Annotated in this window: 15 protein-coding genes; 1 reads left to right on the forward strand and 14 read right to left on the reverse strand. The window is 30.1% G+C overall.

Annotated features, from left to right (window positions below; translation table 11 throughout):
- Window positions 1–13: 13 nt before the first annotated feature.
- The 8 genes from bhYOR_RS04720 to bhYOR_RS04755 all read right to left on the reverse strand — a co-directional run bounded on the left by bhYOR_RS04720 (window position 14) and on the right by bhYOR_RS04755 (window position 6,512).
- Window positions 14–589 carry a DUF228 domain-containing protein gene (locus bhYOR_RS04720; RefSeq protein ID WP_025400150.1) on the reverse strand — a complete coding sequence of 192 codons (576 nt, stop codon included), beginning with the start codon at window positions 587–589 and terminating at the stop codon, window positions 14–16.
- A gap of 15 nt (window positions 590–604) precedes the next feature.
- On the reverse strand, window positions 605–1,378 hold the full coding sequence (locus tag bhYOR_RS04725) for a DUF228 domain-containing protein (RefSeq protein WP_025434167.1): 774 nt from the start codon (window positions 1,376–1,378) through the stop codon (window positions 605–607).
- A gap of 2 nt (window positions 1,379–1,380) precedes the next feature.
- Window positions 1,381–1,938 carry a DUF228 domain-containing protein gene (locus tag bhYOR_RS04730; protein WP_025400151.1) on the reverse strand — a complete coding sequence of 186 codons (558 nt, stop codon included), beginning with the start codon at window positions 1,936–1,938 and terminating at the stop codon, window positions 1,381–1,383.
- Between the two features lie 14 nt (window positions 1,939–1,952).
- Window positions 1,953–2,627: a DUF1357 family protein gene (locus tag bhYOR_RS04735; protein WP_025400152.1), complete on the reverse strand. Its 675-nt coding sequence runs from the start codon at window positions 2,625–2,627 to the stop codon at window positions 1,953–1,955.
- Window positions 2,628–2,638: 11 nt separating this feature from the next.
- Window positions 2,639–3,847: an anti-CBASS protein Acb1 family protein gene (locus bhYOR_RS04740; protein WP_247088320.1), complete on the reverse strand. Its 1,209-nt coding sequence runs from the start codon at window positions 3,845–3,847 to the stop codon at window positions 2,639–2,641.
- 152 nt (window positions 3,848–3,999) lie between these two features.
- Window positions 4,000–4,542, reverse strand: coding sequence for a Bdr family repetitive protein (gene bdr, locus bhYOR_RS04745; RefSeq protein ID WP_247088322.1), 543 nt, complete (start codon window positions 4,540–4,542; stop codon window positions 4,000–4,002).
- A 40-nt stretch (window positions 4,543–4,582) separates the two neighbouring features.
- Complete coding sequence (locus bhYOR_RS04750) at window positions 4,583–5,935, reverse strand: PBSX family phage terminase large subunit (RefSeq protein WP_247088323.1); 1,353 nt, start codon at window positions 5,933–5,935, stop codon at window positions 4,583–4,585.
- Window positions 5,936–5,951: 16 nt separating this feature from the next.
- Window positions 5,952–6,512, reverse strand: coding sequence for a DUF603 domain-containing protein (locus bhYOR_RS04755; protein WP_247088325.1), 561 nt, complete (start codon window positions 6,510–6,512; stop codon window positions 5,952–5,954).
- A gap of 563 nt (window positions 6,513–7,075) precedes the next feature.
- Here bhYOR_RS04755 and bhYOR_RS04760 point away from each other — a divergent pair.
- Window positions 7,076–7,843, forward strand: coding sequence for a tyrosine-type recombinase/integrase (locus tag bhYOR_RS04760; RefSeq protein ID WP_247088279.1), 768 nt, complete (start codon window positions 7,076–7,078; stop codon window positions 7,841–7,843).
- A 283-nt stretch (window positions 7,844–8,126) separates the two neighbouring features.
- Here bhYOR_RS04760 and bhYOR_RS04765 read toward each other — a convergent pair whose 3' ends face one another.
- Genes bhYOR_RS04765 through bhYOR_RS04790 form a run of 6 tightly spaced genes read right to left on the reverse strand, consistent with a single transcriptional unit; the run spans window position 8,127 to window position 11,791 of the window.
- Window positions 8,127–8,945, reverse strand: a complete 819-nt coding sequence (locus tag bhYOR_RS04765; RefSeq protein ID WP_247088327.1) for a DNA adenine methylase — start codon at window positions 8,943–8,945, stop codon at window positions 8,127–8,129.
- Window positions 8,942–9,358: a DUF261 domain-containing protein gene (locus bhYOR_RS04770; RefSeq protein ID WP_025400187.1), complete on the reverse strand. Its 417-nt coding sequence runs from the start codon at window positions 9,356–9,358 to the stop codon at window positions 8,942–8,944. The genes bhYOR_RS04765 and bhYOR_RS04770 overlap by 4 nt, the downstream gene beginning before the upstream one ends.
- A 23-nt stretch (window positions 9,359–9,381) precedes the next feature.
- Window positions 9,382–9,735, reverse strand: a complete 354-nt coding sequence (locus tag bhYOR_RS04775; RefSeq protein WP_247088287.1) for a hypothetical protein — start codon at window positions 9,733–9,735, stop codon at window positions 9,382–9,384.
- 49 nt (window positions 9,736–9,784) lie between these two features.
- Window positions 9,785–10,180 carry a single-stranded DNA-binding protein gene (locus tag bhYOR_RS04780; protein ID WP_247088335.1) on the reverse strand — a complete coding sequence of 132 codons (396 nt, stop codon included), beginning with the start codon at window positions 10,178–10,180 and terminating at the stop codon, window positions 9,785–9,787.
- Window positions 10,173–10,367 carry a hypothetical protein gene (locus bhYOR_RS04785; protein ID WP_025434177.1) on the reverse strand — a complete coding sequence of 65 codons (195 nt, stop codon included), beginning with the start codon at window positions 10,365–10,367 and terminating at the stop codon, window positions 10,173–10,175. Before bhYOR_RS04785 ends, bhYOR_RS04780 begins: the two co-directional genes overlap by 8 nt.
- 26 nt (window positions 10,368–10,393) lie before the next feature.
- The gene (locus bhYOR_RS04790; RefSeq protein ID WP_247088337.1) at window positions 10,394–11,791 is read right to left on the reverse strand and encodes a DUF244 domain-containing protein; all 1,398 of its coding nucleotides are present in this window, start codon (window positions 11,789–11,791) and stop codon (window positions 10,394–10,396) included.
- Window positions 11,792–11,976: the final 185 nt, after the last annotated feature.

Consider the following 11,976-nt stretch of genomic DNA (forward strand, 5'->3'; position numbering starts at 1 on the left):
CTCCTTTAATTTATTAACTTGGTTTACCTTTATTGCCATAAACAGCTACATGTACTACGTAAAGTTTCTTTTCGGTACTATCAAGTTCAATTGAATCTGATAGGGCTACTACACTAATTTTGTTATTACTTGAACTATTCTTTTCAACCTGACCATCTGAGTTAAATTTAAGCTTATCTTTTCTCTTAATAGAATTGTCTTTTGCAACAAGATACCCTTGAAAGCTATTTGTAATAGGTATTACTGTAGCAGTTTGTGTAAACTCATCAATATCTGTGCAGATACCATAAAGGTCATCCTCACCCCCAGCTTCAACATGTGGTTCATAGTGTGGTTTACTATTATCTGATGTTGTATCTACAACAAGCTTTACTCCTCTTTTATATGGATAACCTTTAAAAAAATAATTCTTAAATTTGTCGTGCCTACTAGTTACAGTTCCACCAGAATTACTAAAATGTAAATTTTTATTCCTAAAATCAGCTGTATTACTAAAAGTACCAGCATCCCTGGTAGGATTCTTCATCAGCTTTTTAAGCTCTTTAGCTTTATCTTCATATTGTTTTACTAACTGAGTTACATTTGACACTTTAATCCTCCTATTTTAAGAAACTGCCTTATTACCATAAAGAGCTATCTTTACTAAATACAATTTATAATCTTCTTGTCCTTTTTTAGATTCATCATCAGTAAGCTGCAAAGTAAATATGTTACTAAGTGCAATTGCATTAATTGAAACTGATGAAGAACTAGATGTCTTAAAGGCTTCTCCATTTGAATTGAAATCTAATTTATCACCAACCTGAATACCAGAAGAATTTTGCGCAAATACATATCCTTCAAAATTATTTGTTATTGGTATTACTGTTGCGATATTAGTATATTCATTAATATCAATGCATATTCCATACATATTTTTGCCATCAGAAACTTCTACTTGAACTTCATCAGGTTTACCTGTTTCAATTTTTAATTTAACAGCACGTTTGTATGGAAATCCAAAAGCTGGGTATTCTTCTAATTTATCTGTGCTACTTGATAAAGATTGACATATAGCATCAAATGTTAAATTTTTATCTCTAAATCCAGTCTTGGCTTTAAAAACAGCAGGCTCATCATTAAAACTTTTAGAGTATTTCTTTAATTTTAAGATACCCTCTTTAAGGGTCTTACCCTCAGCAGTCTCTAGTGCCGCTGCATGTCTCTTACCTCTTCTCCTCCCCTGTGTAGAGTTCTCTTGTATGGAAGCTTCTTGTTCTACTTGTTGTTTTAAAAACTGGACAATTTCAGTATCATCCATTGAAGAATAAATGTCAGGATCAAGTGATTCATTTGGCACATTTGGTGTTAAGCTTGCTTGCTGACCATTGCTACTCACTTTTAGCTGACCCCTCTATTTCCAAATATACTTACAAGCGCTATGTATAGATTTTCATTGATTTTAAATGCCTTTGATAAGGCAATACCATTAATAATACGAGAACCTGAACCACTGTCATTTTCAATCTCTCCATTCGTATCAAATTTCACTTTTACGCCAGGTGTAATGGAAGATTGACTACTTTTTTTTACTACCAAATATCCAGTAAAATTGTTTGTTATTGGCATTACTGTGGCAGTACCAGTAAATTCATCTATATCAGTACATATTCCATAAAGGTCAGCACCACCACAAGCTTCAACACAAGGTTCATAACCATCCTCAAAAGATAACTTAATTCCTCTCTTGTATGGATATCCTTTAACAGGATAATTTTCTAATCTGTCAACACTGCTAGTTATAGTCCCACCTTGATTTGCAAAGTGTACTCCTTTATCCTGAAAACCTATATCTACATGAAAAAGACCAGCATCTCTATTCGGGTTCTTCATTAGGTCTTGTATTTCTTTTACTTTCTTATCATATTCAGTTTTTAGTTGTGTTATGGCCTGTGACATATATACTTATCTCCTTAAGCGGTTTTTTGTTTTCCAAGCTTATAAAACTCATTTCTTCTCTCTTTATAAGCATTAGCAATAGAAATATTAAACTCATTAAAGTTTTGGGGACTAAAGTTAGGATCTAAGATTGATATATCCTCATTTGTTAAGTTAAGTTTAATCTCACCTTTGGAACTGATACTTGTAGCTTGGATTCTTTTCTTTATATTTACTTTAGCAAGGTTTACAAGTTGTTCAAGCACTTCTCCATCTAAATGACTAGTATCTCTTACCTTAGCAATAGCTTGAATGTCTTCAGCTGGTACGTACTTCCTAACAAGTTCCCTACGTTGTGCTTGCATTATATCTTTTAATAAGTAGCCTTTAGCAAGTAGTGTTTCTTTATTAAAATGCGAACTTAAATGTTTGCGTGCTAAAGTATCAATCTCATTAATACGAGAAGCCTCACTTAATAATTTATTTTCTTCTTCCAAGCGTGCTTGCGTATCGGCAAGCTCCTTTGATATCCTCTCATTAATACTTAAATTCTGACTATCAGATTCTCTTGTTGCTTTATATGCTTTATATTCTTCATATTCCTTTAAACTTAAAGTAATACTATTTTTATCCTCTTTATTATCCTCTGTACTTTGCATCAAGTTATCCTTTTGCGCGCTATCTACATTTTCTTGTGTTTTTTTGTTCATAAAATCTCCTTTTAGCCTTCATAAAAAAATAATTTTGATCTTAAAGCGTCAAGTTCTCTTTGACTTAACGTATTGCTTGATTCTAATTCCTTATATTTAAGGGTTAATTCTATAAGTCTAGAATCTCTCTCATACTTTTCTTCTTCAGTTAGCACATGCAATGAATTAAATCTCATGTCTAAGTAGTAATGCTTACCCAGTTTACTATTACAATTAATTTCTAGCTCTTCTTGAACACCTTTTAGAAAGTCATAGTAATTCGATCTGTCCCCCTTACCATCACTTCCCAGTCCCTTAACTTGTTCATTAAAGCTCCTTGTTAGTGGTTCTTTTGTGTCAGCACCTATCTTTGCTTTTACTAATGCTAATGCTTCCTTTAAATAGGTTAAGTCATACTTAATAACCTCCAGTGAGGCATCTGGTGTGCCACTGTAAAATATTCCTTCATTATTTAAGTTGGATTTAAGTCTAGAAAGCTCTCTTTCTAAATCTCTATTTACACTCTTAAACGCACTTATATGATTCTCATTTAAATCATTTCTTTTAAAGATATTAGGAAATATGCTCGCCCTATCATTAACACCCTTAGTTAAAAGTTCTAATGAGGTTGTAGCATTACTTAAGGCATCTTGTAATGATACTAATGATTCATCCCTGTAAAATAAAAAGTTATGACTCTCTATTCGCTTTTCTATTTCTTTATATATTTGTTCAAAAAGATATATATTAAGCAAAAAGCTTTGCGTATAACATGGGCTGTATGCTTTAAGCACATAATCATAATTGGAGTGTATGATTACCCTGCTCTTATGTATCTTTATTTCCTTATAAGATATCTTCTCATCTGTATTTACTTTTAAAGTATATGTTATATAAGTAGCATCAGGCCCCTCATCACGAACATTACTATAATCAAGATACATAAACCCAATAGGCAATTCTTTATTTACTTCCAAGTATAAATCTTGTAGCTGATCTGCTGTTTTAACTAAAATGTATCCAACACCATTAAAACGATAACTAATAAGACACTGCAATAATGTTGCTTTTAGCTCTATTTTTAACGTTTCTAAAGCATCATTAACATTCAAAGCAGTAGTTACACTATTTAAAGTGATTCCATTCTTAAGGCAATCTTCTGCTACATTTGAAATGTAGTTTCTAAAAAATATTGAATATTTATATAAATCTCTTGAATTAATCTTAAAATTTAAGCTCATGGCTTATTTAACCTTTAACGATAGCAAGTATAATGCAATAATTAATTTTTGCTAATTGTTTCTAACAAAAAATTAAATAATTTTTGTAAAAAAAATGACGGGAAAAAATAATTGACAGAAAGTCAATTAAATAAGGGGCTAGTTAAATAAATTTACTTTACTAATAGTGATATTAATGCTAAAAATATTCCTATATTAAGGGTGATAAGAGTCCCAAACATCCAATTATGTAATCTTAATGTGCTCTTAAGTTCTATTGTATTAGTATCAATCTTGTTATCAAGTTCAGTAAATTTAGTATCAATCTTTACATTTAGATTATTCTCAACAGTATCAATCTTATTATCAAGGTCTCTAATATCAGATTTTAATTCATTTCTAACGTTATCAATCTTGTTGTCAAGGTCTCTAATATCAGATTTTAATTCATTTCTAACAGTATCAATCTTTATGTTAAGATTATTCTCAACAGTATCAATCTTATTATCAAGGTCTCTAATATCAGATTTTAAGCTTGCCTCAAGCTTTTCAAGCTTAAGGTTAAAAGTAGTCTCTAAATACTCAATGTCTTTGTAAGTAAGCTCATTGCGATAATATCTGTAAGACAGATCAATAGCAATCTCTCTATTTATCCCAGCTTTGGTAAGTTCTGCTATAACCATTTGTTGTGTAATTACTGGTTGTGCAAGTCCCATAAAAATCTCCTTATTTAATTATTATATAATATTTTAAGTGTTATAGGAACCTTCTTTTAGTAAAATGTGCTTTAAGAGAACGTATACCCAAAGTCAATAACATATATGCTGCTGATAGGCTATCTAATGAATCATCAGCACTCTTTCCATCTCCTTTGTACTTATAAATATCAGCAATTGCTGACTTGCTTGAATAGTACATAATACTTAAGTTAGAACTTGCAAATGGTCCTATTAACGTAGCAATTCTAGTAAATTTATTACTTATAGGTTTAATTGGCGCAATTCTAAACTCATGATTCATACCTGCTCTAAGTTTAAGAAAGGTTTTAGTCACATTCCCATGCCCAGAAGTATCATCCCTATCTTCAACATATAGTGTATGTACATTAAGGTTTGTTAAAATAGTTTTAATTGTATTTAATACCTTAGGATCACTGACTGGTAACTTCTCTTGAAATATAAATGCATAATACTTTTGATCTACTCTTTCTAAAACACAAAGGGCAGTATTATCACCTCCAATGCTGTATGCAGGATCTAAATATGCTATTGGACTTATAAATTCATGATTACTTGTAAGATTAATATTGGTAAATATCGAATCGTATGACGCAACCCATTCTCCCAAAAGTACCCTTGCCTTATATGTTGGCATGTCCCTGTAAATCTCTTCTTGGGTTTTAATAAATTCTTTTGATATTAGTTCATTATCATATGTTGTAAAGTTATATGTAGCATAAGTTTTCTTGTTATCAATGTAATCAGTTTTAAAAAAATGTTCTGGACTGTCTGGATTTGTATCAAATATAATAGTTTCCATACCTACTCTAAGTCTCTTTAAACATTCTATTAATGTTTCTTTATGCAGTGTAGTTGCTTCATTAACGTAAATAAGAGCGGAATTACTTCCTCTAAACCTTTCAAAATCACTTGCCTTATCTCCACCATATAGATTGACTCTTAAGGAGTCTATTTCAAAATATGATGTATTAGAAAACTTTGGCGTAAAGGGTACTCTTAGCATGCTAGCAATCTTTTCAAACTGCCCTAAAACATTAATCTCTAATGATTTTTGTGAATTACCTAATATAAAATTATTGGTATCCTGTTTATAAAAATGTCTATTCTTAATGAGCATCTTTAGATATAAATAGCAAGCCAAGAATGTTTTACCACTGGCAATACCACCTGACAGGATAATTTTACTTTGATTATTATTCTCAATTAATTTTAAAACCTCACATTGTTTCTTAGTTAGATATGTCTTCTCAAACCCTCTAAAATCAATTACAGTTGCTTTCAGTTTAATTAAATCTGCTATATCAATACCAAATTCACGCTTGTATTCTTTTTGCATTTCCTTAAAAAGAGGTAGTTTATATATATCCATTTCCTAACCTTTAAATTTAAAATTTAGATCTCACATCAACATCAGTAGCTTTAAGCTTAAGCATTGTCTTATAATAAAGTGACATCTTCTTAAGTTCTCTTTCCCTTTTAAGTTCATCCAGTTTAAATTTTAATTCTTCAAGCCTCTTACTCTCTTCATCTGAATGCGAAAGATTATTATCCCTAATTTTATTATCAAGACTTATAATCTTAGATTCTAATACTTCTATCTCGTGATTATGGGCTTTAAGTTCCAACTCTAAATAACGACTAAATGAATTTATAAATTCAATCCCTAACATGCTTCTGGCCATACTAAACTGACTTTTAAGATCACGCGCTTGGGCTGTACTTTGTGAAGCATGAAGCAAAATATTAGTTAAAGTATCCTCACGAATAGTAAGCTTAGCAGTTTCTTTAACGTATTCATGGTCATCCTTAACCTCTTCCCACTTGCGTCTCATCTTTCCTACATTAACACGACTTACTCCCATCTCTTTTGCTATTTGTGCGTCATTAAGCCTGCATTCTTTAAAATACACAACATAATCATCAAATGACTTCTTTGCTCTTCTCATATCTCTTTAAACCTAGTCTAAATTAACAAAACTTAACAAAAACCAATATAAACTCTATAACAAAACAATCAACTTTACAAAAACAATTAAGACTTATAAGAAGCTCACACAACATAAGAAAAACTGCTACATATTGTTTAAATCAAAAAAAACAAAGAAGGAAAATAAACGAATAGGGATTGTTAGAAAAAATAGTAAAGATAAATAAATTAAACTGGTTACAAAAATGGTAAAAGAAGATAAAAAGTAAACAATTGGTTAACAAAAAGAAAGAGGTTAAATTTTAAAGAGCAATACGTACCATTGTAAAATGAAGATCCACTAAAAAGACAAATAGAGTATATGTAGAGGATATTTTCAAGTATTTGTTAAAGATAGGATAAAGTATACTAGAAATATTAACCTAACATATCAAAAAGTACCCTTTCTATTTACATAAAGTACCTTAGAGGGGGTATTTTATATACAATGAAGCGACGTTAGAATTGACTTACAATACAAGTATTTGCTAACATTTTTGTAACTAATTTTAAATATTTTTAAAATCTTTAGTTAACAATAAAATGCATGAAAAGGAACTCTTAACTAACAGTAATCTTAACTTTATTAATGAACTAATAAAGCAAAATGAATGCCTCAATGAAGAATTGTCACAACTTAAAAGTACACTTAAGAGTAAAAATAAAGCTTCAAAACAATCAAAAAACACTCCTGTAAGATTCTATCTAAATGACAAAACAACCAAACTAGTAAAAAAATGTATAAAAAAGCTTATACAAATCAACCCAATCTCTGGATGGTTTGTATATATCTTAAGTATTACTGGTTGCAGAGGTGTTGAGATACAAAATGTAAGACTATCTGATGTATCAAAAGAGACAAGCTGTGATGGTGAAGTATTCTATTCTCTTCGTGTTAATGTAGCAAAAAAGAGAAGTAGTATCTGCATAAGAGAAGTAGTTATTAGTGAGTCTGAATTTGATGCTATTATGCAAATACATCAAGAACATTTTGCAAGCAAAGGAAAAGACAAAAGGCGTACTTATCTTTTTCAAAAGAGTAAACACAAATTCCGTGACAATAGAATTAGCATAATTAAGATTTCAAAACAATTTAAATCATTGCTTCTTAAAGCAGGATTTAGGTATCGTAAATCTTTACATATATGTAGAAATATATTTATTGCCTCACTAAAGTCTAAAGGATACAACTCATTTGAAATTAAAGAACTTATGAAATACTCATCTACTACTGAGATTGATAATGTTTATGGACTCTCCCATGCAAGTAAAATTAATGCTTACAAAGATATCAAAACTAGCTTGAAATAACTTACAATTTTTGCTAATTTATTATATACTTCTACTAAAGTTATTATCAAAACTCATTTACCGCATATAAATATGTACAAATATAAATATCTAAGAACCAATCCTTAGGTATTTTTTTTAACAATAAATTATTTGCTAAGCTCTAGTTTTTGGCAATTATTTAGTGTATAATACATATAAATCCTGAAAGTTTAAACCAATATTTCATTTTTAAAATAAAAAAAGACTCTAAAAGATTCAGAGAAGTAGAGTCTTTTTTTATACACAAATTAAGAATACAAATTCACGCTTTCTCTTTAAACATTTCAAGTTGAATATGACTAGTATTTTTACAAGTCATACTTGATTTACTGGTTCTATATGAAGTTGCAAGTATTTCATGTTTAGTATGCCCAAAAGTATTAGCTATTCCAGTTGAACGAGCTATATAATTAACATTAAGATTATATTTCAAGAAAAGTTCTAAAACCCTTAAATCATCAAATTCACTTATTGCAAATTGCCAATTATATCTCTTCATCTCTACAATGAGCCTCTCAAGAGAATCTAAACCCCACCCCCGATTATCAGCAAGACTTCCACGTGAAATTGAATATGGTGGATCAAGATATACAAATGTTGAAGCGATCTTATCTCTTTTCGGCAAAGCACCCAGAAAATCAAAGATATCACGCGAAGTAAATATTGCATAATCAAGCATCTCTTTTATTCTAGACTTATAAGTCTTAAGCATACCCAAAAATAATCTCTTAGAATTACTTCTATCTAACCTCATAGTTGAATTACAGGAAGCATAAATAGAATACAAACTTCTTAAAACCATATATTCTATTTTGTCTTGATTTTCATTTATAATTCTGTCATAAATAATTGCGTCTCTTACCTTCTTATAAAGTGAATCAGGATTTCGTCGCAAATAATAAAAAAACTTATAAATAAACTGAGAATTATCATTGAGTATATTGTAACAAGCTAATGGTTTTGCAAAAAAGATTGCTCCTGTTCCAAAAAATCCTTCAACATATGAAGTATGCTTAGGAAAAAGACTTATAATAACCTTACTATAACGATACTTACTTCCCTCTCTAGCTAGCAGTTTCAATGTTTCCTAAACACTCTCCTTGATGTAATTTGATATTCAACTCCTCTTTCCTTAAGCGTAAGTGAATCATAAAGAACACTGGTATCGTTAGTTGCTATAAAATGATAGCCTGATACACCTTTGATTTTAACTTCACTTATTTCAAATTCATTATTTGCGCATCTGTAAGAATGACTTATCCAACGCACACTTGTCTTAATCCCAAAACTTTGAAGTATACTGCATGGATTTACAATATAACAATTACTTTTAATGTATCCTAAACCAACAAATTTATGATAATTATTGTTAATATCATTAATACTAAACTGCAATTTTTTAAATCGTTCTATGTAATAATGCAGACATAAAAAGTAACATCCCCACTGACGTATTTCTAAAATTAACTTTGGATTATTTTGCGTTATTTTCATCTTTAACCTCTAACCTTTAATCTTTAACCTCTACTATCAAATTTAATACTTTGAAATTCAACTTCAAACAGCGATAAATCTTCAAAAAAAATTAACATAAGGTCCACAAACATAGAAGACCTGAAATGCTTATTTACAGAAAGACTTTTTTCCTTAATCTTAGTTATTCCACATATAGCTTTAATATGTGGAATCCTTAGGCAAAACCTTAAAAAAATATCAAGATAATGCCTCGCTAATGAACAAGTAAATTCCTCATCGTAAGGTTTTACAAGCACTACCGCTCCCTTCTCAACTACCTTACTAAATAAAACTTCTTCAAATTCATCTCTTTGGTCCATCATCTTCTCTACAAGTTCAATTTTTGCATAGGTCATACTCAAAACTCCTTAGCTTACAATTATTTTTGATTGCAATATATCATTCCTAAAAAGGGATATCCTCATGAAACCCTTCATCAGAATCAACCTTATTAGGTGCTCTTAAAGCAGGCAATGGGCTTAGTATTTGAATCTCATCCACTAAAATGCTGCTCTTGCTTCTCTTATCACCAGTTCGCTTGTCATCCCAACTCTCATACCTTAAAGACCCATTAACTACAACTTGTTTCCCCTTTAAAAGAAATGCTATTAGTTTTTCTGCTCTACTTCCAAAAAGTACACAATCAAAAAATTGAGCATAATCTATCCATTCATTATTCCTTTTGATTCTCCTATTATTAGCTAAACCAAACTTCAAAATAGGAATGCTGTTGCTAACGTAAATAATTTCACTGTCTCTAGTCAGACGTCCTGATAATACTACTGAATTAATATCAGACATGAGAGCTCTCCTTATCCCTTAATCTACTCATCATTTCCATGAGTCTTAAATCATGATCAAGTCTTCTCATATCCTCTAAAAATTCTTGTCTTGAGTAATAATCATAAATTATTTTTTCTAAAGTTCTTTTGCTAAATTTACATAAAAACTTCACAACCTGATAAGTAATTAGTAAAAGTACTACCATAAAGCTAATCCTCATAACCTCCAACCTTAAGCACTTACAATGGAAGTTTCAATATCAGACCATTGCTGCACTGAATCTAAACTACTAGCAAGAAAACTGATATTGCCACTTAAAGACTTAAATCTATCTTTAATAGCTCGCTTGGTTGTATCTAAAGAAAATAGAATACCTTCAAAATTATAATTTACATGTTCCATTAATGAAAATTCTGCAAATATTTCATCTATTCGGGATTTAAGTTTATCTTTCATGGGTTTTGTTGCCTTATATAGCTCTTGTGTATGTCTACTCTTAGCTATCTCTTCTGCTTCTTCTATCTCTGTTTGCAAAGTACTAATTTCACTAAGATATCCTTTCAACAGATTATCCTTCTCTTCATCAATCTCCAGGTCAGTACATCTTACAAATTCTAGAAAGTTATCTTTATACTCTGATTCTGAAAAATATTTGTATACCTCACTACTCTCAATCCCTTCTTGAATTAGTTCACTTAAACTATCTAAATCTATATTCTCAATATCATACTTTGCTCTTAAAGCTTCAGAAATACTACTTACTTCCGCTTCCATTGTTGAAACATCAAACATTACTTCATTAATAAACTTATCATCCCTCTCAATTACACAATTAATAGCTTCATTACCTATTAGAAAAAACAGATTCCCCTTACTTAAACCTGTACATAAAAGTTGTATTTGCACTTGAACATAATACTTGAAAAAGTATTTGTTTTCTAAAAAATTACCATTCTTATTGTATTCAATTACAGCACTCTTTAAATAAATATTATCACTGCATTTAATTTCTAAAAGCTCTGCTTCCCCTTCTTGGTTTTCAAACCAACCATCAATTGTTGAGCCAACCAAATTGTCCCGTCCCTTAAACTTCTTGAAGTAATTATATTTATCTATCCCATTTGCATATTTATTCTTATGTAAAACAGCAATCTCATCAGAATGCATACGTACAAATTCATCAAACCCTAAATTCTCAAGTAGCTTTCCTTTCCTCATGCTTAAGTTCTCTTCTAATGAAATCTCTTTTCCTAATAATTTCAAGACCCTATCAAGCATTAATTTTGAAACACTCTCAGCTCCAATAAACATACTCCCAACTTCACTTGCTCCTATACGCTTTAATGAATTCCTTTGAATACCAAAATCAACTTTGCTATTAAACTTGAAACATTCATTTTTGCCAATTCTTGATAGCTTGCGTCCTATTCTGCTGATTTTACTTACACTTTTTTGTCCCTTATTAATCTGGTCTTGACTTTGATGTGCAAATGAATCAAATCCTTCAAACATTTTTTGATCATACAAACTTGGCTGCTCCATCCCTACCTCTACTATTTTCTCATTTGTTTTTGTTATTTTTCTTTTTATATTTGCATTGTGCATCTTAGTTTTTGTTTTTTTTATCATATCAAACTCCTTATTATTTGTTTTATAACAAAAATAATATAGCAAAAAATTGTTTTTGTCAAAACTTTTGCTATATTATTTTTGTTAAATTTTACAAAAAATATTTTTTATTAAAGGCTAGTTTACTTTCCAGTAATAATTACGTTATTATGGTTAGTAATAGAACAAATAATAAGGAGTATCAA

The organism is Borrelia nietonii YOR (genome assembly GCF_023035795.1).
Classification (GTDB): domain Bacteria; phylum Spirochaetota; class Spirochaetia; order Borreliales; family Borreliaceae; genus Borrelia; species Borrelia hermsii.